Here is a 26,875-nt window from a genome sequence, read left to right on the forward strand (position 1 = left end):
TTGTTTCCTTTCTTACCTCGCCGCATCGCTCAGGCTGCGGCGGAAGCGTGCAATAAAAAAGCCATCCGTCCCGTCTCGCTGCGGAAAAAGCTGGACCATCGCTTCATCCCGCTTCTGACAAGGCAAAAATTGGCCGGCCGTTTCCAGCACATACTCAGAATGATTCCTCAGAAAAGTCTCCGCAACCGACTGGTTTTCTTCCGGCTCAATGGTACAGGTACTGTAAACCAATACGCCTCCCGGCTTTACGGCATGGGCAGCGCTGTTAAGAATCTCCTTCTGCAGATTCGGCAAGCCAGCGATTTCTTCTGCCGTTTTCTTCCAGCGGGCATCGGGCTTGCGGCGCAACACGCCCAGTCCGGAGCACGGTGCATCGACCAGAACGCGGTCTGCCTGCGCCGGATACATTCGACCAATCTCCCGCGCATCGATCCGTTTCGTCTCAATGCTTTGAATGCCCAGCCGGGCTGCATTCTCCCGGATGCGCTCCAGCTTATGATCAAAAACGTCTCCAGCCAGAATATGTCCCCGATCCTGCATGAGCGCCGCAATATGCGTCGTTTTCCCGCCCGGCGCGCTGCAGCAGTCGATCACAAACTCTCCCGGCTGCGGATCCAGCACATGGGCGACCAGCATGGAACTTTCATCCTGTACCTGACAGAATCCCTGCTGAAGCGGCGCCAATTCATCCAGGGCGCCATGCGCATAAATGCGAATTCCTTCTGGAGTCCAGCAGGAAGGTTCTGCCAAAGCTCCGCCTTCGCAAAGTTTTTGCAGCAATGCCTCCCGATTCGTTTTCAGTGTATTGGTTCGTACTGACAAAACCGGCTGCTCGTTATCAAACGCGCAAAGCCGCTGCGTCTCCTCAAAGCCGAATTGTTTGATCCAACGCTTAACCAGCCAGTACGGATGCTGACTAGAAAGAGCCAGTCCCTCAGCCGCATGCCCTTTTCCCTGCGGAAACGCCGCTCTTTCCGGCTCACGGACAGCCGTCCGTAGCACCGCATTGACAAATTTCGCCGTCCCGGCATGGCTGTATTTCTTCGTCAAATCTACTGCCGTATTACAAACCGCCGAAGCCGGCACGCGATCTAAATAAAACAATTGATAGATGCCGAGCCGCAGAATCTGCCGCACCATCGGCGGAATTTTTTTCAGCGGACGATTCGCATAGCGGCGAAGAATCCAGTCCAGCGTTCCGCCAGCCTTCACCGCGCCGTAAACCAGCTCGGTCACAAAACGCCGGTCCTGATCGCTTAGCGGAAACCGCCGCAGATATTTCGCCAGCGCTACATTAGCGTATGCACCGTTTTCATTCACCTCGTTCAGGATTCTGGCGGCGGTATCACGCGCTTTATCCATAATCTGTCCTCCCTGTTTCCCTTTCCTGCCCGAAGTCCCGTCTCACGACTGCTTCGGAAGGATAATCCGTTCCAGCTCTCTGCGAACTTCCTTCATATCGACACGAGTATTATAACAAGGACCGTTCGGCCGAATGTTCAGCACGCCGACAGCCGGCAGCGGATAAACATCCTGTATACCGCTCATGAGATCGCGCTCGCAGGCAATAGCCAGTACAGCCTGCGGTCTGGTCTGACGAACAATCTGACGAGCCAGCGTCCCCCCCGTTGCCACAAAGAAATGAAACCCCATTTCATCGGCCAGCGCTACCAGTGCGCCGATATCACATCCGCCGCACCGTCTGCAGTTGTGCGGATCTCTCGTGATCTTATGCGGACAGGTCGCCAGCTGCAGACAATGCGGCGTAACGACCAACAGCCGCTCTGCCGGCACTCGTATCCCCATGCGGTTAAACAGGAGATTGCTCGTCGCAATGAACGATCCCTCCAGACGCCGGCGGCTGATACCGAACAAACCGGCCAGCCGCACAGCCAGCGGAAACAGGAGATTGATCAACTCATACGTCTGGCGCTGCAGCAGCGGAAGATATGGCAGACCGGCCACAGCCAGAGCCATATTCACCAGTCCCAGCCATGCCAGCCCCATACCAACAGAAAAAACAGCCCCCGTAATCCAAGGCAGGACAGAGGAAATTCCAGTCAGGCCGGGCACGGCAATATACCATACGAGATATAAAACAGCTGCCGTCAAAACCATTGTTCCGGCCAGCATACCGAGAAACAGCCGCTTTTTCGGACGTCCGGGAACCCCCGGCTTCTTTTTGTTTTTGTTTTCGGATGGATCTGTCATCATGCTCCTCCAACCTCAATGTATCCTGACGTTCATGCACACTGATACACTCAGCAGAACCTTGCCGGCAGCTCTGCTCCATGACCGTTCAGATAATCTGCCGCCCGCATCTTTTTCCTGCCCGGTGCCTGCAGCTCTGTAATCTCCAGAAGTTCATCTCCCGCAGCAACCAGCAGTCCGCTTTTCCGATCCGCCCGGACGATGGTTCCCGGATCAGCTTCTGCCGCTTTTCCTGTCGTTTTGGTCCGCCAGATTTTATACGTCTTTCCGTCCAGTACAGTATAGGCACCGGGCCAGGAATTCAGACCGCGCACCAGATTATGAATCGCCTCCGCTTTTTGCGACCAGTCAATATGCCCGGTCTGTTTCGTAAGCATCGGCGCGTAATTGGAATCGCCCTGCTGCGGGATTCGTACCAGTGTTCCGTCCGAAAGCTTCTCCAACGTGTCCACAAGGAGCTGTGCGCCCTGATCCCGCAGTGCGTCATGCAGCTCTTCCAGCGTCATATCCGGACCGATATCCATCTCCGAGCGAAGCAGCATATCGCCGGTATCCAATCCGGCATCCATGAACATCGTCGTTACTCCTGTTTTTTTCTCACCGTTGATGATACACCACTGCATCGGCGCAGCGCCGCGATAGCGCGGCAAAAGCGACGCATGAACGTTGATACATCCATATACCGGAATATCCAGAATCCGCTGGGATAAAATTTGTCCGAATGCCACGACCACCATCAGATCCGGCTTCATGTTCTCAAGTTCTGCGGTAAACGCATCCGTCTTGATTCTTTCCGGCTGATAAACCGGCAGTCCATGATCCTGCGCCCATGCCTTCACCGGCGAAGGCATCATCTTCTGTCCACGGCCGCGAGGTTTATCCGGCTGCGTAACCACGCCGATTACCTCGCAGCGTTCCGCTAAAGCGGCTAAACAGGGAACCGCAAACTCCGGCGTCCCCATGAATACAACCCGGAACCGTTTCACGATGCACTCCCCCTGTGTATGCTCTGGGCAATATCGATAAAAAGCTGTCCATCCAAATGATCCAATTCATGCTGAATACAGCGGGCCAGCAGTCCCGTTGCCGTAAGCTGCTGCTTCTTGCCGCGTCGATTCAGGAAAGCCACCCGAACCTTAGCCGCACGCTCGACCTCACCATAAAGATCCGGACAGGAAAGACATCCTTCCGTATCCGTCTCTGTTCCTTCACGATATGTGATTTCCGGATTAATCAGTTCCAGCAGTCCATGATCATCCTGACAGTCAATGACGACCGCACGAATCGTCTGCCCGACCTGCGGAGCAGCAATCCCTACTCCATTGTTTTCGTACATCGTTTCAGCCATATCGTCCAGCAGCGTCCGAAGGCGCTTATCCACATGTTCCACCGGCTTGCACACTTCTTTCAGAACCGGATTCCCGGCCTTCATGATTTCTAACAATGCCATATGATTCTCCTTCCCAATCTTCATTTCTATTCCGGCCTGTCATACCCGAATTCCGGCAGCAGGAGCGGCAGCCGTATTCGCTTCATCCAACGCCAGATGGTAGATGCGTACAGCGTTGCCGTAAAAAACCTCCGCCCAATGTTCCCGGGGAATGATTTCCTTTGTAAACGCAATATAATCGCCAAGATTAGCCAGCGGCCAATCCGTGCCGAACAAGAACCGATCATAACAATCCAGATATTCCAGCCATCCCTTGAGCCGTTCGATATAATATCGCTTTTTCGCCAGGAAAGCCTGAAAATCCGGCAGCTTTCCTTCCAGAATACCGGAAAGATCCGCCGCGACATTCGCATTTTTTTCCAAGACGGCAGCCGCATCAGCAAACCATGGTTCCCCGAAATGACAAAGAACGAACTGAACCCCGCGGAACTTCACCGCGGCTTCATCCATGACCAGCGGATGACTGTATTTCAAATGGGCATCATCACTGGCCGTAAGCCCTGTATGGACGGCGACCGGCTTACCATAACGTTCCGCCAATTCATAAAACGGCTGCAGGAAGTCATCATAGATATAAAACGAATGATACCCCGGATACAGTTTCAGTCCCACGCACTGCGGATTTTGAAAATGCTTCTCTACCAAATCAGCCTGTATGCGAACAGCATCCCGATCAAAGCCGCTATGCCCATCCAGACCGACGCAATAACTCAAAAAGGACGGATAAGACGGACACAACTGTTCCAGCGGCAGATTGCCCATGACGATGCCATGAGCAATCCCGCGAAACTGATATTGCTCGGACAAATGCTCCGCGCTGTTTTCATGCTGAGCTGCCCGGGCGATCGTATCAAAATAGGCATCCCGGCAAAAATGCAGATGTGCATCAATGATTCTCATGTCCGATCCCTTGTTTCTTCAGTTTTGCTGCCCCCACGACAATCCCTAACACGGTTTCTCCGGCTTTCTTCAGCGACTGCAGCGGCAGATATTCAAACCGGCCGTGGAAATTCGCACCGCCGGTAAAAAGATTCGGACAGGGCAGACCGCGGAAGGAAAGCTGCGCGCCGTCCGTACCGCCCCGGATTGGCTGAATATCGGGGACGACTCCGGCTGCCTCCATAGCCTGCCGGGCCAAATCTACGACAAACAGGTTACCATCCTCGATCTTTTCCAGCATATTATAATAGACATCATGCGGCTTGATCTCGACCGTACCTGCTCCATACTTCGCGTTCAGAAAATCCGCCATGCGATGCAGATACTGCTTGCGGTCTTCGAATTTCTGCCGATCATGATCGCGGATCAGCATATTCATCGTACAGGACTCTACACCACCGGTCATTTTATATACATGAAAAAATCCTTCATGTCCTTCCGTATACTCCGGCTTGTCCCCGGCAGGAAGCATCTGCTGCCACTCAGCAGCCACGGTCATTGCGTTCAGCATCTTGCCCTTGGCATCACCGGTATGCACACTGCGTCCATGAAACGTGATAACCGGATTCGAGGCATTGAAATTTTCATATTCCAATCCGCCCAGTTCGCCGCCATCCACAGTATAAGCAAAATCCGCTCCGAACTTCTTCACATCAAAGCGCGCTGCACTGCGCCCCGTCTCTTCGTCCGGCGTGAAACCGATGCGAATTCTGCCGTGCTGAATTTCCGGATGCTTCACCAGATATTCCATCGCGCTCACAATCGCCGTAACGCCGGCTTTATCATCTGCCCCCAGCAGCGTTGTCCCATCCGTAAAGAGAATGTCCTGCCCCTTATACTTGAGCACCTCAGGGAACTCCTCCGTACGAAATACTATGGGGCCTTCCTCGTTGAGCACAATATCGCCGCCATCATAATCTTTCACCAGCTTCGGATGTACCGGACCGCCGGCCGCATCCGGACTGGTGTCCACATGAGCGATAAACCCGACTACCGGCGCCGTCTCTACGCCATGCTCCGGCAGAGTTGCCATAATATAGCCGTGAGAATCCAGCTCCACATCCTGCAGGCCGATCTCCTTCAATTCCTCTGCCAGATGCCGGGCCAGGATCATCTGTCCCGGCGTACTCGGACAAACGGCGTCGTTGTCCTCATCCGACTGCGTATCAAAACGGATATAATCCTTGAAACGCTTCAGCAAAACATCCATACTCAATTCCATGAGAAAACACCTCGATTATCGATTCAATTCATACATCTTCTAATTATAGCAAATTTCCCGGCAAGAAAAAAGGAAAACGGGTACAATATGATTGGCCTCCGCCAATCATGTTGTCCCCGTTGGATACGACGAAACGTCATTCGCTCATTTCCTCTGTTTCGGCTCGATGCCAGATGGCCTGCTGATCCACTTTGCCCCGGTCGTTCAACGGAATTTCATGAAGAAAGACAATCCGCCCCGGCCTTTCGATGGGTTTCAGACGCCGGCGGATGCTCTGCCGTATTTCCCGCTTTTCCCTGTCAGCGTCTTTGACCAGAAACGCTGCCAATGCGCTGCCGCGAAGAGGATCGCGGTACGGCAGCACCACAGCTTCCCTTACGCCGCGGATAGCCCGCAATTCGTTTTCCAGCCGTATGGTACTCAGTTTAACGCCGCCTTTGTTTACCCAGGCATCGCGCCGGCCTTCAAACATCAGCTCCCCCCGTTCGTTGAGCCAGCCGGCATCCCGAACCGTAAAGGGGATCGTCACTCCGCTGACATGATACGCCGTATCCACATAAATCAATCCTTCCCGGACGTTCACACCGATACCGGGGAACGGACGCCCGAGATTGCGCGGATCGCGTTCCGGATCTTCGCAGACCGCATAAGTGATATAGTTGAGTTCGCTTGCCCCATAATAAAGAATCAGTTCCGCCGACGGAAAAAGCTGCCGAAGCTCACGGATATTGCGTGCGCTGAGCAGCTGCGATCCGGTAAAAATACTTTGAACCGACGAGAGCGGGGCATGGACAGCGGCAGTCATCAGCTGCAGTTTGGTCGGAATCAGATAGAGTACATCCGCCTGAAAACGACGCATCAAATCCGCCCAATGCCGGCAGCGCAGGTACTCACTGGTGATCACAGTGCCGCCCTCATACAATACCGACAGCAGCGTATTCAGATTTCCTGTAAAGCTCAGACTCCCGTGCAAAAAAAGCCGCGTCCCGCTGGCAACACGAAAGATCGGATTCTGCACAGGAAAAAATCCCGCCCAACTGTCATAGGTGCGATACATCACTTTTGGAGTCCCCGTCGAGCCCGAGCTGAGCACGCCGAGGATGTCCGGCTCGCTATGACAGCACGGGGAAATACCAGTTTCTTCCAGCTGCAGATCCGGATTTTTCCCCTCGCCGCGCACGCATAAGAGTCCCTGCAAATGATTCTCCCGCAAGATGGCACGCTGTTCCTCAGGCCGCATCCCGTGATGAAGCAGAGTCGGACGTATTCCCATCGCCTGCAGAGCCAGAAAGGCGGTCAGCTGGCCCGGCAAAGAATCCGCCAGAACCAGTACATCCCCGTTTTCCCAAGCCAAAGGGCGCCTCTGCTTCAGCCGGTCCGCAAAAAACGTCACAGACTGCCGCATCTCCTGATACGTGCAGCTCCACGCATCATCTGCCAGCAGCAAATGATCCGGCTGACGATCTGCCCATTGACACAGCAGATCATAATCATTCCGCACCATCATTCCATCATCTCCAATGCAATGGCTTCCCCCATCCCTCCGGCGCCGGCAATCGACAAAATCCCCTTCCCGCCGCCGGCTTCCCGCAGAGATTGGAGCAAATGGATCAGCAGAACAGCTCCCGACGCACCGTAAGGATGTCCATAGGCCAGAGCTCCGCCAAAGCGGTTATACCGATCCAGACAGGAAGGATGCGCCCGTTCAAACAAAACATCAATGACGGCAAACGCTTCATTGAACTCAATAGCGGACAAATCTTCATACCGGAGTCCCAGACGTTTCAGCAGAACATCCGCCGTGCGCATGGCGCCCCGGGGGCTTTCAGCGGGATCTCCGCCAACCGCTGCCGTACCGATGATCCGTGCCAACGGCTTTTTCCGGTTGCGCCGCACCCACGACCCCGAAGCCAGAACAGCAAATGCGGCTCCATCGTGAATCATGCAGGCATTGCCGGCGTGGAGCGTCGTTCCCTCGCCAAAAATCAGCGGAAGCCGATCCAGCAGACGCTGACTGATGCCCGGCCGGATGCCATCGTCCTTTGTCCATCCGTTAATCGGCACAATGACCTCCTTCATCACACCGGCGCGCTGCGCAGCAGCTGCCCGCCGATGCGACCGGAGCGCCCACGCATCCAGCTCATCCCGGGACACCTGTTCCGCCTGCGCTGTGCGTTCCGCACCGCGCAGCATCGTGTCCGGCGCCATATCCCCCGGAGCAAACTGCGCCGTGCGGTAGGTTCCCTTCTGATCCGGCGTCAGCCCATAACGCGCATCCTGCGGCGCATAAACACGCAGAGGCTGCAGCGAGGCGCTCTCCATGCCCCCCGCAATCCATACCTCGCCCCGCCCGCACGATATACCCGCAGCGGCCAGAGAAAGAGCCGCTGCCGCCGACGCACACTGCATATCGATCGTACAGGCAGGAATCGAAGCATCCAGACCGGCAGTCAGTGCCATCAAACGCGTAAGATTGCCGCCAGTTCCCACTGCATTTCCACCCAGGATACCGTCTGCGGACGAAAGATGGCAGCGCCGCATCAGTTCCTTCACCACTTCCGCGCCAAATTCTTCCGGACGAATACGGCGAAACCGGCCGTTTTTAACAACAATAGGGCTCCGCAGAGCCCCGATCACATACACCGTTTCCATCGGACTTCCTCAGCAACGATCCGCCGTCATGTGATTAACACGCACCCCGATGAATGCTGCCAGCAAGGCTTTCATGATATCCCCGGGAATAAAAGGAAACACTGCCATAATCAATCCCTGCCACAGATCCACCTGCATGACCAGCATCATCGAAATCAAACCACCGACATAGGTCAAAGGAACCCCGGCCAGCACAGCCACCGCTGCATACCGCCGGAAGCAAATATCACGCCCCTTGATCAAACTTTCGATCCAGCAAACGAACGGCCATCCCAAATAAAAGCCGCCCGTCGGACCGAGTATACGCCCCAGTCCGCCGGTGCCGCCTGGAAAAACCGGAAGCCCGACAGCGCCCAAAAACACATAAGCCGCCACTGTAATAAAAGTGAGTTTCGGCGGCAGAACCAGTGCCGTAACAGTCAAAGCTATGGTCAGGGCCGTCACCAGCCCGGGCGTAAAGGGAAGCGGAAAGGAAATGAATGCGGAAACACAGCAAAAGGCAATGCACAGCGCCATCTTCGTCAAATCCCTCGCCGTGATCGTTTTCCCCGAGTCAGTCTGTAACCATTCGTTCTTCATATCAAAAAACCTGCCTTTATTCTCAACAATATGGTAAAAAGCCAATGCGTTCCTCGTCGTTTCGAAAGGATTCAACCTGTTCCCAGCCAGCGAAAATCCGCTTTGCGCTCTCCCTGCTGAACAATATCCCCGTCCGAATTCACAGATGCCCATCCTGCCCGCACCGGATGATGAAACCGCACCATCAGTCCGGCGGCTCCGCAGGGCATTTCTTCCAGAATGGCTTCCATAATCATCAGTCCCGGAACGACGGGATGCGCCCCCTGATGTATTTCGTTCGTATCGCCAACCGACAGCGTAAAGGAACGAATGGCCGATGCCGAAAAGCATACCTGCCTTGCTTTATCCTCTTCCATAAAAACAGATGATTCTGCATCGGCCGCATGGCAATCCGCGCCGCGTCCAAGAAGCAGCGTCACCATCAGTTCCTCATGCCCCGAGCGGCAGCATATCTCCATCCTGCCATGCCGATCCTGCAAAATCATCGGCGCCCCTTCGCCTTCCGGCAAAGAAGCCTCCCGCCGCCAAACCGCCCGCATGATAACCGCGCCGCGATACCGTTCTCCCTGAAGCTGAGACAGCATCCGGGCCAGCAGCCTGAATCGATTTATCCCCATAAAAATAACGCCTCCAGCAAACACTCTTATTATAAGCGCATCTGCCAAAAGCGTCAACTTTATCAATATATTTAGTTAACCGATATTTTATTCATCCAATCAGAATCTATAACCGGCCATTTGCAGACCGCCCTTTCCCATGCTGCCGACAGCTCCCTCTCTTCATCGAGCAATGCCTCCACCTGCTCACGCAGCGTATGGATTTCATCCGCCAGAAAGCTCGCTCCCCCTGCTTTCCGGGCAGCCAATCGCTCAGACAAACCGATCCATCCTGTAAAAAATTATCCCTTCAATCCTCTTCAAATATATTATAATCCCCCCCCGCGGACATCAAGAGATAAAAAAAGCTCATCGAAACCGATGAGCTAAAAACACAAATTCCGTATTATCGTTTGCGAGCCGGTTCTACATTGACACGGAAGCCTTTGACGGTATTTCGATGCATGGCATTCATAACCCGGCTGGCCGTATCTTCCGGTACCTCAACAAAAGTAAACTTATCGTAAATGTTGATGACGCCGATCGTATCGCCCGGAATATCTGCCTCTCCGGCAATGGCCCGGACAATATCTGACGGTCGGATCTTCTGGCTGCGCCCGACATTGAAGAACAGCCGAACCATCCCGGGTGCTCCGCCGGTGTCGCCAAACCCGTCCGCTTCATCATGAGACTCCTCGTTTCGGAACCCTTCGATCGACAGCTTCAACGCTGCTGCCGCGATATCCACAGGATCAAAACCTTCAGCAGCAGCATCGGAAACAATATCATGATACTCGTCATACCGATTCTGTCTGAGCGTCCGGACCAGACGCTCCCGGATCACTTCCCGCTGGCGCTCGAGAATATCTGAAGCCGTAGGCAGCTCCCGACGCTGAATTCTGGTATGTGCCAGCTTCATGATCAATCGCAGCTGGCGATACTCCCTCGGTTCGATAAAGGTGATCGCCATTCCCTTGCGGCCGGCACGTCCGGTACGCCCGATACGATGTACATAAGACTCGTGATCCTGCGGTATATCGAAGTTGATGACATGCGTGATATCATCAATATCGATGCCGCGGGCAGCTACATCCGTGGCAATCAGGATATCAATACGGCCCTCCCGAAAGCGTTTCATGACGCGGTCGCGCTGAATCTGTGATAAATCACCGTGCAGCCCGCCCGAAGAATACCCTCTTGCATCGAGTGCCGCCGTCAAATCATCTACGGCCCGTTTGGTCCGGCAGAAAATAATCAGCTTGCCGGTCTCCTCCACATCGAGAACACGGCACAACCCTTCAAATTTCTGCCTCGTTTCGTAATAGACCTGCTCAATCGACGGCACAGTCAGATTTTCACGGGTGATCGTCACACGCTCAGGATGTTCCATATAGCGATGCGACAGTTTCTCAATGGGTTCCGGCATAGTCGCCGAAAAGAGCAGGGTCTGACGCTGCTCAGGGATATTGCTCAGGATATGTTCAATATCATCAATAAAGCCCATATCCAGCATTTCATCCGCTTCATCCAGCACCAAAGTGCGCACCCGCTGGAGATCAATCGTGCCGCGATGAATATGATCGAGCAGCCGTCCCGGCGTGCTGACCACAATATGCACGCCGCGCTTCAGCGCCCGAATCTGGCGGTCCACCGATTGTCCGCCATACACCGGCAAGGTGCGCACATGCTTGAACCGGCCGATCTTATTCAGCTCTTCCGCCGTCTGAATGGCTAATTCTCTGGTTGGAGTCAGTACCAGTGCCTGAATCCCATGCTCTTTTCCCTTTACCATCTCCACGACAGGAATCCCAAACGCAGCCGTCTTGCCCGTACCGGTCTGAGCCTGTCCGATGACATCGTGGCCCTCCAATGCCAGCGGAATCGTCCGGGCCTGAATCGGCGATGGTTCTTCAAATCCCATAGCTTCCACTGCCTGCAAAATTTTCCGGCTCAATGCAATGGAACCAAATGTTTCTAATGTTTGTTTCAAATAACTCCTCCTAAATAATCCTGTATCATCTGCAGCGCCTGATCCGCACTTTGCTGCTTGACCGACAAGCGCCCGCCCTGGAACTGACATGGTTTGACGACAGTCCCTCTGGAACCGGAAACCGCAATATAAACCAGTCCTGCAGGTTTCCCCGCCATGCCGCCCGGGCCAGCCAGACCGGTGATGCCAACACCGATATCCGTACTCAGCAGCCTACGAATCCCCTGTGCCATCTCCCGGGCCGTTTCCGCAGAAATTTCCGTATACGCGTCAATGGTTTCCGGCCGGACGCCGACCAGCTGTTCCTTGACCTCATTGGTATAAGAAACCACCGCCCCCCTGACATAGCTCGAACTGCCCGGCACATCCGTAAGCCTGCTTGTCAGAAGCCCCCCCGTACAGGATTCCGCGCAGGCTATGGTTTTTCCCTGCGCCTTCAGCTGCTCTCCTACGCATTCTTCTCGTGCCTTCACCGGATCCTTACCTCCATTATTTTAATGCTTCGCCAACGATATCATAAGTAAATCCCTGCAAAACCCGAATCCGGATCATATCACCGGGCTGGCTGTCTTTATCGTTTTCGACATAGACCTGACCATCTACATCCGGTGCTTCACGATAAGAACGCCCGACACAAATCGAAGGCTGCTCCTCATCGCGCCCCTCAACCAGAACCTCCAGTTCCTTTCCTTCCAAGCCCTGATTGACTTCTTCGGAAATCTTGCTCTGCATGCTCATGAGGTCATGATACCGCTCCTGCATGATTTCCTCCGGCACCTGATCCGGCATGTCGTAAGCCGCCGTATCCTCCTCACGAGAATAGGTAAACACGCCAACCTTGTCCAGACGCTGCTCCTTCAAAAACTGCTTGAGATTTTGAAACTGTTCTTCTGTTTCGCCGGGGAACCCGACAATAAACGTAGAACGTATCGTAACACCGGGGATGCGTTCACGAAGTTTTTTCAGCAAGGCTTCGATCTGTTCCCGCGTATCCGGACGGTTCATAGAACGCAGAACCGCATCATCTGCATGCTGCAGCGGCAGATCGACATACTTGCAGACTTTCGGTTCCGAAGCATACACATCGATAAGCTCATCCGTAAAGAATTTCGGATAGCAATACATCGTCCGCACCCATTTCAGCTGCGGAACCTTGACGAGTTCCCGCAGCAGCCGAGCCAGCGACGGTTTTCCATAGATGTCCTTGCCATACAGGGTACTGTCCTGCGCAATCAGGACAACTTCCCGCACGCCCTGCTCAGTAAGCTGACGAACCTCGCCGCAGATATCCTCGATCCGGCGGCTGCGGAAGCGGCCGCGTATCTGCGGAATCGCGCAGAATGCACAACGATTATCACAGCCCTCAGCAATCTTGACATAGGCGGTATACCCAGGCGTCGTCCGGATGCGCGGCGTTTTCTCATCATACAGCGTATCATCATCACCGGCAATGACGACGCGGTGCCCCTTCAAGGTCTCCTCTACAGCTTCCATGATACGTCCCCAGGCGCCCGTCCCCAGAATGGCATCCGCCTCCGGCAGTTCATCCAGCAGCTCCTGCTTATAACGCTGCCCCAGACAGCCGGCCACAATCAGGCTGCGGCAGCGCCCTGATTCTTTATAATCCGCCATGTTCAGTACAGTCGTGATCGACTCTTCCTTTGCAGACTGAATAAACGCACAAGTATTGACGATAAGGATATCGGCCTGCGCCGGGTCCGTCGTCAATTCAATGCCATGCGCCCGCAGTTCGCCGAGCATTACTTCCGTATCTACAAGATTCTTGGAGCAGCCAAGACTGATAAAACCTGCTTTCACTTTTTTCCTCCTATAAAAATGCTCACATTCGTTTTTCCTGTTTTCCCGTTCAGAACGGACAGAGGATACTGCCATCTTCCAAGGCAGTATCCTCTGATTCCTTTCTCCTTACTTGAAGCGTATTTCCTTAACCCAACGGTCCAGAAAGTCATGCTTCTGCTTTGCCGTAAAGCGGGCAGTCTGATCGAACAAGACAAGATTTTTCCCCGCAAAGGTCTTATACGCCAATGTACCGGGATTCGTCGGCACAAAATAAAAGCCTTGAGACTGCAGCACCTGCTGTGCCTCGTCCCCAAGCAGCCAGTCGCAAAAGGCTTTCGCCGCCGTTTGATCGGCTTCATTCACATGCAGGGGCAAAGCTGTCCCCGTAATAATGGCAGCCGTTCCGTCTGCAGGATAAACGATCTGAAGCGGGTAGCCATCCTGCATATACCGTATGCTCTCGCTTTCCACGGCCAGAGCAATATCCACTTCCCCCATACCGGCCTGACGAACCGGATTAGACAAATAACGGGCGTACTGAACCACTTTCGGATGAATCTGACGCCAAATATCATAAGAAGCCGCATCCCCGAACTGGGCAATCATACGAAAAAGAAGATTCGCCGAAGCATCCGCTGCCAAAAAATCTGTAATACCGATGCGTACGCCCGGACGACTGGCCAAATCCGTCCAGGTATCAGGAATCACCGTCTGTGTCTTCAGGTAATCGCGGTTGACACAAAACACAATGGGATCATACCAAACCCCGACCCAATATCCATCCTGCTGACGAAACAGCTCAGGAACCTGATCTCCCTGTTCAGAAAGCCACGGCGCCAGCTCGCCATCGGCAGCGGCGCGTCCCAGCGTCTCACTGTCCGCCAGAACCAGCGCCGCTCCTTCGTTCCCTTCGGACGAATCAGCCTGCTCCCTGAGCCGTTCCAAGACAGCCTCAGACGACAGCGGCGCGAAATTGATACGGATGTCATACTCCTGCTCATACGCAGCGGACAGGATGGCAGCATGTTCCGCCGGAAGCGTTGTATAAGCTGTAATCTCCCGCATAGGACGGCGTTCTGCATCACGGCCGGCTCCCGCCATATACGCAGAACCGGCCACCACAATCAAAAAGAGCAGAAACGCCGTCAGCAGCAAGGAAGTATACCTTCTCATTTCATGATACCTCACCCTACTACACAATATCAGTATCTATCATTGTACCATACAAACCCGGCTGCAACAAGCTATGCGTCTCCCCATGACTCCGCCAGACAGCAACAGGCTGTCGCAAATGCGGCAGCCTGTTTTTGTCTACGTCCTCTTATTCTTCTTCATCCTCATTCTTGAGCGGAACATCGAAAATCAGATGATCCAGCAGCCCGATCAATTGGTTGATCTCCGGCTTTGCCACCTGCCCCGAAGCGCCAAGCTGTTCGCCCTTGATGCGCATCTCATCACTAATCAGCGAAGAGAACAGCACCAGCGGCACTTCACTGAGGCGGCTGTCGGCACGCACCAGCTTCAGCAGACGGTGTCCGTCCATCTTCGGCATTTCGACATCCGAGATAATGATGCCGACATGATCGTCGATATTTCCGCTCCGTCCGGCCAGATCCTGCAGATAATCCCAGGCATCCTGACCATTGCCGAAACTGCGGACAAAGTGATACCCCGATTCATGCAGAGTCGTAACCAACAGATCACGCAGCATCGGCGAATCTTCCGCCACCACAACATGAACCCCGCTGCGTTTTGTCTTGATGTCTTCCGCAGCGTCCTCAATCGTCGTCAGTTTGGCATTGATCTCCGGATTGATTTCGGCAATAATCGTCTCGAAATCAAGAAGCAGGACGATCCGATCCTCCATCTTGATGATGCCGACCACGCGCGACTGGTCGCCGACCTCCGGCGCCGGCTCCATATCTTTCCACGAAATGCGATGAATGCGGGATACATTCTCCACCAAAAAGCCGATGTTATAATTATTGATTTCCGTCACAATAATATTCTTCGGCTCAGATTTCGCCTGCACGTTCAAACAGCGCGGAAGGTTGACGAGCGGAATCGCCTTGCCGCGCAGCGTAAACAGTCCGTCAACATACGGATGAGCCTGCGGCATTGTTGTCACCGGTGTCCGCGGAATGACTTCACGAACCTTCGCTACATTGATTCCATAATTCACATCGCCGATACTGAACTCCACGATTTCAAACTCATTCGTACCGGTTTCGAGCAGAATTCCCTTTTTATCTCCATTTGTCTCTGCTGCCATCAAATTCGCCCCCATAATCTGGATTCGCAATATCCCATTTTAAATTCATCTATGATGTCATATTCGCCTAAAAAAAACAAAATCCTTCTAGTTTGATTAAAAAAGTCCGCGTATTCCATTCATTCTTTCAAATAAGTCCAGCCATCCTTTTCTACCACACGCCCCTCACGAAGCAAATGCCCCAGAGCACGCTTAAACGCCGCCTTGGAAATCTGAAACTTGTCACGGATGACTTCCGGCGAAGTCGCATCACTGTACGGCATACGTCCCTTGCGGCTCTCCAGCAGATCGAGGATCCGCCGGGAATCCGTCAGCAAAGCCTTTTCCTTGGCCTCACGCAGCGACGCATTGAGACGTCCATCCGGCCGTACATAGGTCACACGGGCCGTCACGATCTCGCCCACCCGCGGGCGAACAGGCATCTCTTTATTCGCGATAAAAACAATGTACCGCTCTTCACTGAACAGAAACGCTCCCGCATCCGTATAATTATAAATCGCACCAGTGACCATCTGACCGATTTTTACTCCCGCCGCCGGTTTGGATGCCCGCCGTATCTCATCTTCGACTTCCATTGTCACGGCCAGCCGGCCGGATTTATCGGTATAAAGTTTTGCCCAGACGACTTCGCCGATCTGAGGGCGTCCGCGCATGCCGGCATAAGGCATAAAAATACCGCGCTCTGCACCGACATCCAAAAAAGCTCCGTCACGGCTCACATTGATCACCCGCAGGCGGGCAATCTGCCCTTCCTTCATGCGCGGTACGCGCATACTGGCAGTCAGGCGGCGTTTCGGGTCAAGGTACAGGAATACTTCCACTTCCTCTCCGACCTTCACCGGCGCGGTCTGCTGTGCCTGATGCAGCAGAATATCATCCGACGTATTCCCCGTTTCGGCATCAAGGAACGCGCCCATTTCTCCCAGCCGGGCTACCCGCAGCTTCGCTACGGTACTCGGCCCGTATTTTCGTTTTTCTTTATGTTCCATATTCCTGCCTCAGTCCTCATAGGGAGTCAGCTTCGCATCTCCCCAGAGGCGTTCGAGCGCATAATATTCCCGGGCTTCCTGCATAAAGATATGTGCAATGACATCGCCATAATCCATCAAAACCCATTCTCCTTCACGATACCCTTCTTTATGGAGAAACGCTGCGCCCTGTTCAGCCAGCTTTTCTTCAATATTATCCGCAATCGCCCGGACCTGCGTAGCTGTATTCGCGGAGCAAATCACAAAATAATCCGTAGAGGACATCAATCCCTGCATATCCATCACGACAATATCCCGTGCCTTTTTGTCACTGGCAGCCTTACAAATTGCTTTGCTCATTTCTTGTTCTGTCACGATTATTCCTCCTCGTTTTGTCTCACTCTGTCGCAATTAGGAAACCATTCCTGCATCTTTTCATCAATCCGCTTCTCATCAGGAACCCAGATTGTTTCATCCTGCCCGGCTTCTGCTCCCGGCAGCAGGCAGCTCCCCGGCGCATCGCTGCTCATATGCCGCAATACATTGGCCAGATGCGCCGAATCAAAAATTTCTGCACTCGTCTCGACCCGTTTTTTTAACAATTCCGCTACTGCCGGAAGATGCGGGATCGTCTCAAACTGCAGCAGATTCTGATAAAGGGCCCGGACAAATCGCTGCTGACGCTGAACACGGCCGGTATCCCCCAGCTCAGGGCTCCGATAGCGGAGATACTCCTGTACCTGCTTCCCATCGAGATGCTGATACCCTTTCTTCAGATGAATAGACAGCGATGCATCCGGATCTTCATAATTCATCTCTTCCTCGACATAGAGATCCACACCGCCCAGTGCATCGATCAGATCGGCAAAGGTATCCATATCCACGACGACATACTGGTGGATAGAAATTCCGAGCAGCTGATTGACCGCCCGTACCATCATCGGAGCACCGCCTGCCGCATAAAGATTTTTGATCCGCATTTGTTCCGTATGTTCCGGCTCAGTCACCCAGGTATCCCGTGGAATATGGATAAACCGTACTCTCCCCGTCTCGTTTTCCAAGCTGGCAACCAACAAAGTATCTGCCTGCTTTTCCTGACTGCCTGAATCGTTGGCCCCGTCATCAATGCCCAAAAACAGCACATTCGTGTAGCCATCAAAGCGTGGATCCACAAAGCCGCGGCGGACTTGCTGACGCTCCGTATAACCGGCATACATCGACTGATATTCGTGATAGAGATGATTGCCGCAGGATATCAGGGTGTAACTCAGATACAATATCCCGCTCAGTAATGCTCCGAAAAAAAACAGCAGAAAGACCAGACGGAACAGTGCCCGCCGTCGGCGGCGCGCCATCAGTCTGCGCTTGCGTATCATATCCTGATGGATGCGCCGTCTTTCTTTTTCTTCATCAAATTCCATAGGGTTTCCCTCTGCACACATCTTGTGCCAACCGGTTAAACCGCCGCATTGTCGTTGCGGTGCCTGTTCAGCAAAATTTCATTGCGCGCCTGTACGGTATCCGGATGGATCAAATTCCCCTTATCCAGCACAAAACGCAGCGAATCGCTGAGGCCTTCGAATACCATTTCATCCAGACTGGACTCTCTGGCCATGCGCCGCAGCTTCTCCACCTCCGGATAATTCCGGCCGGGTTCAATCATATCGGCAAACCAGACAATTTTATCCAGCGAAGTCATACCGGCCCCGCCGACTGTGTGACGCCGAATCGCCTGCTCGACAGCCGGATCGTCAACACGATAACGTTCACGGACCAGACAGGCGCCTATGCTGGCATGGAGCAGCAGAGGCATGGACCGCTCGACCATACCGATAGAAATGCCGCGCTGTTCTGCCTCATGTACCATTTCCTCATTGCGATACTCGCGGGCGCAATCATGCAAAAGTCCTGCGATTCTGGCGCGCTGCTCATCAGCACCGAACCGGTGCGCCAGAAACTCAGCCGTCTCCGCTACTCCGAGGGAGTGACGAAACCGTGATGGCTTCAACCGCATCTGCAGGATCCCTTTCATTTCTTCATACGTCATGCCAAAACTCATCGGTACAACCCCTCTTTAACAATGTATTCCTCCACCGCCTGCGGAACGAGATAGCGGATGGAACGCCCCGCCCGGATACGCTGCCGAATATCTGTCGAAGAGATTTCCAATTCCGGCACCGTAAGAAAATGTATCCGCTCCCGCGCAATATGCCCGAACTGCCGCTCCAGATCATCCATATCCATAAAAGCGCCGGGCCGGGTTGTTCCCACAAAATGACAGCTGCGAAGCAATTCCTGAATATGATACCAGGTATAGAGTTCATTAATCGTATCCGATCCGGTGATAAAATAAAACTCGCTGTCTTCTCCATATTGTTCATGAAGCTCGCGCAGTGTCAGCAGCGAATACGATGGCCCTCTGCGCTCCATTTCCTGCCTGGATACATGAAAATAGGGATTTGAGCACACCGCCAGCTGCGTCATCATCAGGCGGTGATAAGCGGCGGTCACCTTCCGCCCTTGTTTATGGGGCGGATTGGCCGCAGGGATAAACAACACAAGCTCCAGCTGGAATGCTTCGCGCACAGCCTCAGCGATCACCAGATGCGCCGTATGGACCGGATCAAACGTCCCACCCATGACACCAATACGCCGCCGCGTTTTCCCCGCCTGCTTCATGCAGACAGCCCCCCTCTCAGCAGAAAAAGGACGACACATCCTCCTGCTATGGTCAATAGGATAATCCATCCTGCCCGGATGAAATCGATAATATCACGTTTCCCCTTCGGCGTGTTTCCATACGCCTTCAACGCCCGGAACCATTCTCCCCGCCGGCTCATTCGCGAATCTGACCTTCCCCATAGATTAAATATTTGGTGCTCGTAAGCTCCGATAATCCCATAGGTCCGCGGGCATGAAGCTTCTGCGTACTGATGCCGATCTCAGCGCCGAACCCAAATTCAAATCCATCGGTAAACCGGGTCGATGCATTGACATATACTGCGGCAGCATCTACTTCACGCTGAAAACGATGTGCATGAGCCAGATTTTCGGTTACGATCGTTTCAGAATGTCCCGTATTGTAACGGTTAATGTGCGCAATCGCCTCATCCAGATCATGCACTACCCTTACGGAAAGAATCAAATCACCATACTCGGCCGACCAGTCTTCTTCTTCTGCCGCCTTCATCTCCGGACAAATGGCACGGCTGCGGTCACAGCCGCGCAGCTCTACCTTCTTTTCCCGCAGTGCCTGACTAACCCTCGGCAGGAATACATTAGCAATGTTCTCATGAACCAGCAGCGTTTCCATGGCATTGCAGACAGACGGATGCGATGTCTTCGCATTGACGGCAATGCGGACCGCCATATCCTGATCTGCGGAATCATCTACAAAAGTATGGCACACACCGGTCCCTGTCTGAATCACCGGCACAGAACTATGTTCGACGATATGATGAATCAGGCCGGCGCCGCCGCGGGGAATAATGACATCGAGGAGTCCCGAAAGATGCGTCATGACATCCACCGCCTCGCGGTCAGTGAACTCTACAAATTGCAGTGCGCCCTCCGGAATCCCCGCTTTATACGCGGCTTTAGACAACAGAGAAGAAATCGCCGTATTCGAGCGAATTGCCTCCGAGCCTCCCCGAAGAATAACGGCATTGCCGGATTTCAGGCACAGCCCTGCTGCATCCGCCGTCACGTTCGGACGCGCTTCATAGATAATCCCGATAACCCCGATCGGCACCCGTACCCGGCGAATCTCCAAACCATTCGGACGAATGGTAGAATAATCACCCTGACAAACCGGATCCGGCAGCGCTGCCGTCTGCCTAAGCCCTTCTGCCATATTGGCAATGCGGGTTTCATTGAGCATCAGGCGATCCAGATAGGAACGGCGAAGCCCCTTCTGCCGCGCCTCCTCCAAATCCTGCTCATTGGCAGAAAGAATCAGTGCCGCCCGCTTCTCCAACGCATCCGCCATAGCGAGCAGCGCCTGGTTCTTGATGCCGGTAGGCAGAATCCCCAGCTGTTGGCTCGCCGCTCGTGCTGCTTCTGCCTTTTCCTTCATTGCTGCTTTGATATCCATCCTGATTCCTCCTCCGGAAACTTAAACCATCAGAACCATATTATCTCGGTGAATCACTTCTTCCGGTACCTCTCCGCTGACCAGATGCGAAAACTCACCGCTCTTGTGTCCCAACAGTTTATGCAGGGTCTCCGCATCATAATTCACGATGCCGCGGGCAATTTCCTGCTGGCCTTCCGTAAGCACCCGTACCGTATTCCCCCGATGAAACGCTCCGTCACAATCGACCACACCTGCCGCGAGCAAGCTGGACCCATTGCTCCGCATCGCAGCCGCGCAGCCATCATCCACGATAATCTCTCCAGCCAGCCGCTTGCCGAATGCCAGCCAGCTTTTTCTCACCTTCAGATGCGATTCCCTTGCGGGGAAAACTGTACCGACCGCTTCCCCGGCGAGAACACTTCGAATAACGTCCTCGCGCCCTCCGGACGCGATAACCATCGTCACCCCCGCGCTCATAGCCACCTGTGCTGCCTGAATCTTCGTCATCATACCGCCGGTCCCCAGAGCAGAACCTGCTCCGCCAGCCAGATTCTGAATATCGGGCGTGATCTCATGAATTTCCGGAATGAGCTTGGCCTCAGGATGCTGCGCCGGATTGGCCGTATACATTCCTTCAATGTCCGACAAAATAATCAGCGCGTCAGCGTCCACCAACGTGGCGACCATCGCCGACAAATTATCATTGTCGCCAATCTTGATCTCATCGACAGAAACCGCATCGTTTTCATTGATGACCGGAATCGCGCCCATGCTCAGCTGTGCCAGCAAAGAATTACGAGAATGAATATATTGATTATGGCGAACCGAATTTTCCTTCGTCAGCAGAACCTGCCCCATGATCTGTCCATATTCAGCAAAGAATTTCTCGTAAATGTGCATAAGCACGCCTTGACCGATCGCAGCGATCGCCTGTTTTTTCGGAATGGATTGCGGCTTCTTGTCCAGTCCCAGTCTGCCCAAACCAGCCGCGATAGCACCAGACGATACCAGAACCATTTCCTTGCCCTGATTCCGCAAATCAGACAACTCCCGTACGAGATGATCGATGCGGCGCAGGTCCAGCTTTCCAGTATCATGCGTCAGCGTGCTTGTTCCCACCTTGACGACGACCCTTCTGGCTTCGCGCAGCCTCTCTCTTGCATTCACTCTCATCGCCCCCGTTTACGGCAGTTCGATTTTCGTCTTCTCAAAATTTTTCTTATAAAGCAGGCCATTGCGTCCAATGATCTGCACGAGATTGGAATCCACTCGTTCCGCCAGCATACGGATGACGTCCTCCGGTTCCGCCAGACAATTTTGCAGTACCCGTACCTTAATCAGTTCCCGCTTTTTAATGACATCGCGTGCCGACTGGACCACCGTCGGCGTAACGCCTTCCTTCCCGATCATAACCACCGGCTCCAAAGCCTGTCCCATGGAACGCAAAAAACTTTTCTGCTTGCCCGTCAACGAATTTCTGATCAATCTGTTTCCTCCTAAATTACTCCCGGTACTCAAACTCCATATCGCCGATATGAACCGTATCTCCTTCCCGGATGCCTTTCTCCTTCAGTTTGCTGTCTATCCCCTTGATCCGCCAAATATATTGAAAACGCCGGACTGCCTCGTCATTGAGGAAGTTCGTCATAGCGACCAATTTTTCCAGCGCCTTGCCAGATACGACAAAATCGCCGCGGATATCCCGGGAAATCGTTACCTTTTCCGGATCTTCTTTATTTTCATCATAAACTTTGACCTCTTCCTCGGTCTCCGGTTCTTCCACATATTGATCCAGCCATTCCCCGACATACCGGATCAGCTCCGGAACGCCCTGATGCGTCGCCGCTGAAATGGCAAAAAATTTCAGGCCTTCTTCATCCGCCAGCTTCTGAAGTCGCGGCAGATTCGCTCTGGCTTCGGGCAGATCGATTTTATTGGCCACAAGAATCTGCGTGCGGCGGGCGATTTTTTCACTGTATTTTCGCAGCTCGGCATTGATGGTATGATAATCATCCACCGGATCCCGTCCTTCCAAACCGGAAGCGTCAACCAAATGAAGAATCAGCTTAGTTCGCTCGACATGGCGCAGAAAATCATGACCCAGCCCCACGCCCTCCGCAGCTCCTTCGATCAGACCAGGAATATCCGCCATGACAAAACTCTTCTCATAGTCGGTCTTTACCACGCCAAGGACCGGCGTAATCGTCGTAAAATGATACTCTGCAATCTCCGGACGCGCTGCGGAACAACTGGCGACCAGACTCGATTTTCCGACACTTGGATAACCGACCAGTCCGACATCAGCCAAAAGCTTCAGCTCCAGAATCAGATTGCGCGCCTCACCAGGTTCTCCAAATTCTGCAAAAGTCGGTGCACGATTCGCCGCATTGGCAAACTTCGCATTGCCTCGCCCGCCGCGTCCTCCCCGGCAGATCACGGCTTCCTGACCGATTTCCGTCAAATCGGCCAGAAGTTCCCCCGTATCCTCATCCCGGACCACCGTGCCGGCCGGTACTTTGACATAACAAGCTGGTGCATTGGCGCCGTATTGATTTTTAATATCGCCGTTTTCCCCGTTTTTCGCCTGAAATTTCCGGTGATAACGAAAATCCAGCAGCGTATTGCTGTTCGGATCCACAACAAAGATGATATCTCCGCCGCGGCCACCATCGCCGCCCGCGGGGCCTCCTTTCGGCACAAATTTCTCGCGCCGGAAAGCGGATTTGCCATGGCCTCCATCACCGGCCTTGACAATAACCCGCGTCCTGTCAATAAATTGCATGATAACCTCCTTCTTTTCTCCTGCTCCGCCTTGTGATGAATAAAAGTAAAAGCCGGCATTATGTCAACACCGGCTCTTACTTTTATGCACCACAACGCAACTTAACGCCGTATTCTTTCCCATATAACAATACCTGCGCCGCTCCGAAGAAACGCGCAGGTATCTGTTCTTTACATAGCCTGTTCTTCCGCCGTATACACGCTGACCTGGCGATTATAGCGGCCCTTGCGCTCAAAAGCGACCTTGCCTGCCACCTTCGCAAACAGCGTATCATCCTTGCCGATACCGACATTATGACCTGGATGGAAATGCGTGCCGCGCTGACGAACGAGAATGCTGCCAGCCGTCACGACCGTGCCGGCCTGCTCCTTAACGCCCAGACGCTTAGACTCGCTGTCGCGGCCATTACGCGTGGAGCTGACACCTTTTTTATGCGCAAACAACTGCAAATCAAAAGTAAACATGAAATTCACCTCCGTTGTTCTGAAATATGAATCGCTTTCGGACTGATCTTCTGAATTTCCCGCAGCCCCAAAAGCATCGTTTGCATAATTGCTTCAGTGAGATCATCGGGGACACCCTTGAGCCTTACGATGAGCTTTCCGCTCGCCACGTCATAATCGACCTCGCGATGCAGGTACTCAGCTATACCTAAAAGAGCGGTCTGCGCAAGAGAAGATACCCCTGCACAGACGATATCCTTGCCCCGGTCCGCCGTGCCGCTGTGACCCGTGACCGAAAAACCGGATACTTTCCCGTCTGCCTGAGAAAAGATTTGTATACAGATCATAGATCAGGCTTCAATCTTCTCAATGACAACCTTCGTAAACGGCTGACGATGTCCCTGACGTTTGCGATAATTAGATTTTGCCTTGTATTTGAAAACAAGGATCTTCTTATCTTTGCCCTGAGCCTCGACTTTACCCGTTACCTTGGCACCCTCAACGACAGGCTTGCCAACCTTGACATCCGAATCGCTGACCACCGTCAGGACTTCGTCAAATACAACAGCCTCGCCTTCGGCTGCAGCCAGCTTCTCGACCGTGATCACATCACCCTCGGAAACCTTATACTGCTTGCCGCCAGTTTTGATAATTGCGTACATGAAAACACCTCCCTATCGATTACTCGCCAGCTGCGGTACAGCTGAATTCGCATCAGCTGATTTCAGAACCCCGCTGTGCGGTTGGGGATGGATGCAAAAGCACCCAAAACAAGACACACTTTCTGCGTCTACAGTTGTTAATAATATCATAGCCCCTCTTGCCTGTCAAGAAAAGAATCCCTGATTTTATTGGGGTAAACCAAATTCTTTATCCTGATTAAGTCAGGAACGCATAAATAAATTGATCAGAAAAGCGATGCTGACCAGCCACATAATCCAGCTGACCTCGTGCCTTTTTCCCGACAAAGTTTTGATAAAGGCGAAGCTGATGAATCCGAACGCAAAGCCGTTGGCGATACTCGAGGTAAGCGGCATCATAATGATAGTCAGAAACGCCGGCAGGCCATCTGTAAAATCCTGAAAATTAATTTTCCCGACCTCGGACATCATCAGTGCGCCGACAAGAATGAGCGGCGGCGCTGTCGCGAATCCCGGAACCAGACCAATTAAGGGCGCAAAAAGCAAGGAAAGCAAAAACAATACGGATACCGTAACAGCGGTAAGCCCTGTCTTGCCGCCGGCAGCGATACCAGCGGCGCTCTCGATATACGATGTGACCGTCGATGTTCCGAAAATAGCGCTGCAGATCGTTCCAAGAGCATCCGTCGTAAGCGCGCGGTCCAAATTCTCGATTTCTCCATCCGGCTTAACCAACTTGGCCTTTGAAGTCAGCCCAATTAATGTTCCCATATTATCAAACAATTCGACCACCGTAAAGGTGAAAATAATGGAAAAAATACCATAATTCCAGGCACCGGCAATGTCCAGTTTGCCAAAGGTTTCCCCCATATGCGGAACAGAAGTGCTGACCATATCAAACAGTCCATGCGGAACCGGTGAATAACCGAGCACCATCGACAACAACGTCGTAGCGATGATGCCAAGCAAAATCGCCCCTTGGACGTTCCGTGCCATCAAAGCGCCGGTAAATACCAGTCCGAACAAAGAAAGCGCGGTTGTCGGCTGAGTCACATGCCCCAGCGTAATAAACGTGGCCGGATCGCTGACGATCAGCCCCGTTCCCTTCAGCCCGACAAACGCAATAAAAAGTCCGATACCAACACCAATGGCCACGCGCAGATTTTGTGGAACCGCATGGATGATCGCCTGACGGACATGACTGATGGTCAGGAGGAGAAACAAAATTCCCGAAAAAAATACGGCACCGAGTGCAACCGTCCAATGAAGGTGCAGCACGCCGCAAACATAATAGGCAAAGAAGGCGTTCAGCCCCATTCCGGGCGCCAACGCGACCGGATAGTTGGCAAACACGCCCATAACCATGGTCGAAAGCGCCGCGATCCAAATCGTTGAAGCAATCGCCGCTTCCTTTGGCACACCTGCTTCTGCGAGGATATTCGGATTGACAAACATGATGTAAGCTAAAGCAATAAACGTGGTGATGCCCGCTGTGACCTCCGTCCGGACTGTTGTGTTCTTTTCCCTCAATTGAAAGAATCGCTCCAGCAGTGAGGTTTGGCCTGTTTGTACTTGCATAAAAATAAAAGCCTCCTTCATTCAGGCACAGTAAAACCATCAGCCTGAACAGAAGAGGCATATTCTATTGCGTCATCCGCTACGCACATCCCATACTCTCTCGTTGTCCTTGTAGACTGTGACAATTTACGGCTGCCTGGTAGAAACGCCCGCACCATATCTGCGGACTTATACAAGAATTAACGCTTTAAAGGATATCAGGAAAATGGAATCCTGTCAAACCAAGAAAGAAGATCGATGCCAACGAAAAAAGGACTTCGCACAGCGAAATCCTTTAAATAGCAAGTGGCGGAGTGGAGAGGATTCGAACCTCCGCACCGGTTACCCAGCCTAACGATTTAGCAAACCGTCCTCTTAAGCCTCTTGAGTACCACTCCATATATGGCAGGGGCAGTAAGACTTGAACTCACAACCTACGGTTTTGGAGACCGTTGCTCTACCAGTTGAGCTATACCCCTAATAGATAAAAATGGGGCGACTTGTGGGGATCGAACCCACGCATGCTGGAGCCACAATCCAGTGTGTTAACCGCTTCACCAAAGCCGCCATAATGAAACCGGCAACTTCCTATCCTCCCAGCCCGTCTCCAGACAAGTACTTTCGGCCTCTGAATGCTTAACTACTGTGTTCGGTATGGGAACAGGTGGAACCATTCAGGCATCGTCACCGGATATTCA

Annotated in this window: 29 protein-coding genes, 3 tRNA genes, 1 rRNA gene and 1 riboswitch; all 33 genes read right to left on the reverse strand. The window is 53.1% G+C overall.

The features are described 5' to 3' along the window. Positions 1-12: 12 nt before the first annotated feature. The 33 genes from rsmB to rrf all read right to left on the reverse strand — a co-directional run bounded on the left by rsmB (position 13) and on the right by rrf (position 26,869). On the reverse strand, positions 13-1,362 hold the full coding sequence (gene rsmB, locus FYJ78_RS08400; RefSeq protein ID WP_154620967.1) for a 16S rRNA (cytosine(967)-C(5))-methyltransferase RsmB: 1,350 nt from the start codon (positions 1,360-1,362) through the stop codon (positions 13-15). A 42-nt stretch (positions 1,363-1,404) separates the two neighbouring features. Continuing rightward, entirely contained in the window at positions 1,405-2,211 is an 807-nt protein-coding gene (locus FYJ78_RS08405) for a DUF116 domain-containing protein (protein WP_154620968.1), read from the reverse strand. A gap of 50 nt (positions 2,212-2,261) precedes the next feature. Then, positions 2,262-3,197 carry a methionyl-tRNA formyltransferase gene (gene fmt / locus FYJ78_RS08410; RefSeq protein ID WP_328597684.1) on the reverse strand — a complete coding sequence of 312 codons (936 nt, stop codon included), beginning with the start codon at positions 3,195-3,197 and terminating at the stop codon, positions 2,262-2,264. After that, positions 3,194-3,661 carry a peptide deformylase gene (gene def / locus FYJ78_RS08415; RefSeq protein ID WP_206671390.1) on the reverse strand — a complete coding sequence of 156 codons (468 nt, stop codon included), beginning with the start codon at positions 3,659-3,661 and terminating at the stop codon, positions 3,194-3,196. The genes fmt and def overlap by 4 nt, the downstream gene beginning before the upstream one ends. 39 nt (positions 3,662-3,700) lie before the next feature. Continuing rightward, on the reverse strand, positions 3,701-4,561 hold the full coding sequence (locus FYJ78_RS08420; RefSeq protein ID WP_154620970.1) for an amidohydrolase family protein: 861 nt from the start codon (positions 4,559-4,561) through the stop codon (positions 3,701-3,703). Beyond that, the gene (pepT, locus tag FYJ78_RS08425) at positions 4,548-5,822 is read right to left on the reverse strand and encodes a peptidase T (RefSeq protein ID WP_154620971.1); all 1,275 of its coding nucleotides are present in this window, start codon (positions 5,820-5,822) and stop codon (positions 4,548-4,550) included. The genes FYJ78_RS08420 and pepT overlap by 14 nt, the downstream gene beginning before the upstream one ends. Positions 5,823-5,958: 136 nt before the next feature. After that, complete coding sequence (locus FYJ78_RS08430; RefSeq protein WP_154620972.1) at positions 5,959-7,329, reverse strand: AMP-binding protein; 1,371 nt, start codon at positions 7,327-7,329, stop codon at positions 5,959-5,961. Beyond that, complete coding sequence (locus FYJ78_RS08435; protein WP_154620973.1) at positions 7,326-8,474, reverse strand: acetyl-CoA C-acyltransferase; 1,149 nt, start codon at positions 8,472-8,474, stop codon at positions 7,326-7,328. Before FYJ78_RS08435 ends, FYJ78_RS08430 begins: the two co-directional genes overlap by 4 nt. A gap of 9 nt (positions 8,475-8,483) precedes the next feature. Further along, positions 8,484-9,053, reverse strand: a complete 570-nt coding sequence (locus FYJ78_RS08440) for a biotin transporter BioY (RefSeq protein WP_154620974.1) — start codon at positions 9,051-9,053, stop codon at positions 8,484-8,486. Positions 9,054-9,124: 71 nt separating this feature from the next. Next, entirely contained in the window at positions 9,125-9,670 is a 546-nt protein-coding gene (locus FYJ78_RS08445) for a hypothetical protein (protein WP_154620975.1), read from the reverse strand. Positions 9,671-9,741: 71 nt separating this feature from the next. Continuing rightward, positions 9,742-9,930: a hypothetical protein gene (locus FYJ78_RS08450; RefSeq protein ID WP_154620976.1), complete on the reverse strand. Its 189-nt coding sequence runs from the start codon at positions 9,928-9,930 to the stop codon at positions 9,742-9,744. 125 nt (positions 9,931-10,055) lie between these two features. Beyond that, positions 10,056-11,639 (reverse strand): DEAD/DEAH box helicase, encoded by a 1,584-nt coding sequence (locus FYJ78_RS08455; RefSeq protein ID WP_235899956.1) that lies wholly within the window; start codon positions 11,637-11,639, stop codon positions 10,056-10,058. Then, complete coding sequence (locus tag FYJ78_RS08460) at positions 11,636-12,112, reverse strand: CinA family protein (RefSeq protein ID WP_328597685.1); 477 nt, start codon at positions 12,110-12,112, stop codon at positions 11,636-11,638. The genes FYJ78_RS08455 and FYJ78_RS08460 overlap by 4 nt, the downstream gene beginning before the upstream one ends. 16 nt (positions 12,113-12,128) lie before the next feature. Further along, complete coding sequence (gene rimO, locus FYJ78_RS08465; protein ID WP_328597686.1) at positions 12,129-13,457, reverse strand: 30S ribosomal protein S12 methylthiotransferase RimO; 1,329 nt, start codon at positions 13,455-13,457, stop codon at positions 12,129-12,131. A 108-nt stretch (positions 13,458-13,565) separates the two neighbouring features. After that, positions 13,566-14,612 (reverse strand): ABC transporter substrate-binding protein, encoded by a 1,047-nt coding sequence (locus FYJ78_RS08470; RefSeq protein ID WP_154620979.1) that lies wholly within the window; start codon positions 14,610-14,612, stop codon positions 13,566-13,568. 148 nt (positions 14,613-14,760) lie between these two features. Then, positions 14,761-15,711 (reverse strand): chemotaxis protein, encoded by a 951-nt coding sequence (locus FYJ78_RS08475; protein ID WP_154620980.1) that lies wholly within the window; start codon positions 15,709-15,711, stop codon positions 14,761-14,763. Between the two features lie 119 nt (positions 15,712-15,830). Continuing rightward, positions 15,831-16,700, reverse strand: a complete 870-nt coding sequence (locus FYJ78_RS08480; protein WP_154620981.1) for a CvfB family protein — start codon at positions 16,698-16,700, stop codon at positions 15,831-15,833. A gap of 9 nt (positions 16,701-16,709) precedes the next feature. Next, positions 16,710-17,054: a ribosome silencing factor gene (rsfS, locus tag FYJ78_RS08485; RefSeq protein ID WP_328597687.1), complete on the reverse strand. Its 345-nt coding sequence runs from the start codon at positions 17,052-17,054 to the stop codon at positions 16,710-16,712. A gap of 2 nt (positions 17,055-17,056) precedes the next feature. Further along, positions 17,057-18,100, reverse strand: a complete 1,044-nt coding sequence (locus tag FYJ78_RS08490; protein ID WP_154620982.1) for an LCP family protein — start codon at positions 18,098-18,100, stop codon at positions 17,057-17,059. Between the two features lie 35 nt (positions 18,101-18,135). Beyond that, on the reverse strand, positions 18,136-18,738 hold the full coding sequence (gene yqeK, locus FYJ78_RS08495) for a bis(5'-nucleosyl)-tetraphosphatase (symmetrical) YqeK (RefSeq protein WP_154620983.1): 603 nt from the start codon (positions 18,736-18,738) through the stop codon (positions 18,136-18,138). Then, positions 18,735-19,358 (reverse strand): nicotinate-nucleotide adenylyltransferase, encoded by a 624-nt coding sequence (gene nadD / locus FYJ78_RS08500; protein WP_154620984.1) that lies wholly within the window; start codon positions 19,356-19,358, stop codon positions 18,735-18,737. The genes yqeK and nadD overlap by 4 nt, the downstream gene beginning before the upstream one ends. Before the next feature lie 157 nt (positions 19,359-19,515). Continuing rightward, the gene (locus FYJ78_RS08505) at positions 19,516-20,772 is read right to left on the reverse strand and encodes a glutamate-5-semialdehyde dehydrogenase (RefSeq protein ID WP_154620985.1); all 1,257 of its coding nucleotides are present in this window, start codon (positions 20,770-20,772) and stop codon (positions 19,516-19,518) included. A gap of 21 nt (positions 20,773-20,793) precedes the next feature. Further along, positions 20,794-21,921 carry a glutamate 5-kinase gene (proB, locus tag FYJ78_RS08510; protein ID WP_328597688.1) on the reverse strand — a complete coding sequence of 376 codons (1,128 nt, stop codon included), beginning with the start codon at positions 21,919-21,921 and terminating at the stop codon, positions 20,794-20,796. 15 nt (positions 21,922-21,936) lie between these two features. After that, the gene (gene yhbY, locus FYJ78_RS08515; protein ID WP_154620987.1) at positions 21,937-22,239 is read right to left on the reverse strand and encodes a ribosome assembly RNA-binding protein YhbY; all 303 of its coding nucleotides are present in this window, start codon (positions 22,237-22,239) and stop codon (positions 21,937-21,939) included. Between the two features lie 16 nt (positions 22,240-22,255). Next, positions 22,256-23,536, reverse strand: coding sequence for a GTPase ObgE (gene obgE, locus FYJ78_RS08520; RefSeq protein WP_154620988.1), 1,281 nt, complete (start codon positions 23,534-23,536; stop codon positions 22,256-22,258). 170 nt (positions 23,537-23,706) lie between these two features. After that, positions 23,707-24,000 carry a 50S ribosomal protein L27 gene (gene rpmA / locus FYJ78_RS08525; protein ID WP_154620989.1) on the reverse strand — a complete coding sequence of 98 codons (294 nt, stop codon included), beginning with the start codon at positions 23,998-24,000 and terminating at the stop codon, positions 23,707-23,709. Positions 24,001-24,005: 5 nt separating this feature from the next. Next, on the reverse strand, positions 24,006-24,326 hold the full coding sequence (locus FYJ78_RS08530) for a ribosomal-processing cysteine protease Prp (RefSeq protein WP_154620990.1): 321 nt from the start codon (positions 24,324-24,326) through the stop codon (positions 24,006-24,008). A 3-nt stretch (positions 24,327-24,329) separates the two neighbouring features. After that, complete coding sequence (gene rplU / locus FYJ78_RS08535; RefSeq protein ID WP_154620991.1) at positions 24,330-24,641, reverse strand: 50S ribosomal protein L21; 312 nt, start codon at positions 24,639-24,641, stop codon at positions 24,330-24,332. 222 nt (positions 24,642-24,863) lie between these two features. Continuing rightward, entirely contained in the window at positions 24,864-26,198 is a 1,335-nt protein-coding gene (locus tag FYJ78_RS08540; protein WP_154620992.1) for an NCS2 family permease, read from the reverse strand. A 92-nt stretch (positions 26,199-26,290) separates the two neighbouring features. Next, positions 26,291-26,394, reverse strand: a riboswitch (purine riboswitch). Positions 26,395-26,484: 90 nt separating this feature from the next. Then, positions 26,485-26,575: transfer RNA gene (locus tag FYJ78_RS08545), tRNA-Ser, on the reverse strand. A gap of 5 nt (positions 26,576-26,580) precedes the next feature. Beyond that, positions 26,581-26,656: transfer RNA gene (locus FYJ78_RS08550), tRNA-Trp, on the reverse strand. 12 nt (positions 26,657-26,668) lie between these two features. After that, positions 26,669-26,744 (reverse strand) — tRNA-His (locus FYJ78_RS08555). An 8-nt stretch (positions 26,745-26,752) separates the two neighbouring features. After that, positions 26,753-26,869: ribosomal RNA gene (rrf, locus tag FYJ78_RS08560) — 5S ribosomal RNA — on the reverse strand. Positions 26,870-26,875: the final 6 nt, after the last annotated feature.

This window comes from Wylensekiella montiformis, from assembly GCF_009697385.1.
GTDB lineage: Bacteria > Bacillota > Negativicutes > Selenomonadales > Selenomonadaceae > Selenomonas_A > Selenomonas_A montiformis.

Bases quoted from the DNA above. Each gene is read 5' to 3' on its own strand.
- rsmB (WP_154620967.1), bottom strand. From the start codon at position 1,362: ATGGATAAAGCGCGTGATACCGCCGCCAGAATCCTGAACGAGGTGAAT.
- FYJ78_RS08405 (WP_154620968.1), bottom strand. From the start codon at position 2,211: ATGACAGATCCATCCGAAAACAAAAACAAAAAGAAGCCGGGGGTTCCC.
- def (WP_206671390.1), bottom strand. From the start codon at position 3,661: ATGGCATTGTTAGAAATCATGAAGGCCGGGAATCCGGTTCTGAAAGAA.
- FYJ78_RS08420 (WP_154620970.1), bottom strand. From the start codon at position 4,561: ATGAGAATCATTGATGCACATCTGCATTTTTGCCGGGATGCCTATTTT.
- pepT (WP_154620971.1), bottom strand. From the start codon at position 5,822: ATGGAATTGAGTATGGATGTTTTGCTGAAGCGTTTCAAGGATTATATC.
- FYJ78_RS08430 (WP_154620972.1), bottom strand. From the start codon at position 7,329: ATGATGGTGCGGAATGATTATGATCTGCTGTGTCAATGGGCAGATCGT.
- FYJ78_RS08435 (WP_154620973.1), bottom strand. From the start codon at position 8,474: ATGGAAACGGTGTATGTGATCGGGGCTCTGCGGAGCCCTATTGTTGTT.
- FYJ78_RS08440 (WP_154620974.1), bottom strand. From the start codon at position 9,053: ATGAAGAACGAATGGTTACAGACTGACTCGGGGAAAACGATCACGGCG.
- FYJ78_RS08445 (WP_154620975.1), bottom strand. From the start codon at position 9,670: ATGGGGATAAATCGATTCAGGCTGCTGGCCCGGATGCTGTCTCAGCTT.
- FYJ78_RS08470 (WP_154620979.1), bottom strand. From the start codon at position 14,612: ATGAGAAGGTATACTTCCTTGCTGCTGACGGCGTTTCTGCTCTTTTTG.
- FYJ78_RS08475 (WP_154620980.1), bottom strand. From the start codon at position 15,711: ATGGCAGCAGAGACAAATGGAGATAAAAAGGGAATTCTGCTCGAAACC.
- FYJ78_RS08480 (WP_154620981.1), bottom strand. From the start codon at position 16,700: ATGGAACATAAAGAAAAACGAAAATACGGGCCGAGTACCGTAGCGAAG.
- FYJ78_RS08490 (WP_154620982.1), bottom strand. From the start codon at position 18,100: ATGGAATTTGATGAAGAAAAAGAAAGACGGCGCATCCATCAGGATATG.
- yqeK (WP_154620983.1), bottom strand. From the start codon at position 18,738: ATGAGTTTTGGCATGACGTATGAAGAAATGAAAGGGATCCTGCAGATG.
- nadD (WP_154620984.1), bottom strand. From the start codon at position 19,358: ATGAAGCAGGCGGGGAAAACGCGGCGGCGTATTGGTGTCATGGGTGGG.
- FYJ78_RS08505 (WP_154620985.1), bottom strand. From the start codon at position 20,772: ATGGATATCAAAGCAGCAATGAAGGAAAAGGCAGAAGCAGCACGAGCG.
- obgE (WP_154620988.1), bottom strand. From the start codon at position 23,536: ATGCAATTTATTGACAGGACGCGGGTTATTGTCAAGGCCGGTGATGGA.
- rpmA (WP_154620989.1), bottom strand. From the start codon at position 24,000: ATGTTTACTTTTGATTTGCAGTTGTTTGCGCATAAAAAAGGTGTCAGC.
- FYJ78_RS08530 (WP_154620990.1), bottom strand. From the start codon at position 24,326: ATGATCTGTATACAAATCTTTTCTCAGGCAGACGGGAAAGTATCCGGT.
- rplU (WP_154620991.1), bottom strand. From the start codon at position 24,641: ATGTACGCAATTATCAAAACTGGCGGCAAGCAGTATAAGGTTTCCGAG.
- FYJ78_RS08540 (WP_154620992.1), bottom strand. From the start codon at position 26,198: ATGCAAGTACAAACAGGCCAAACCTCACTGCTGGAGCGATTCTTTCAA.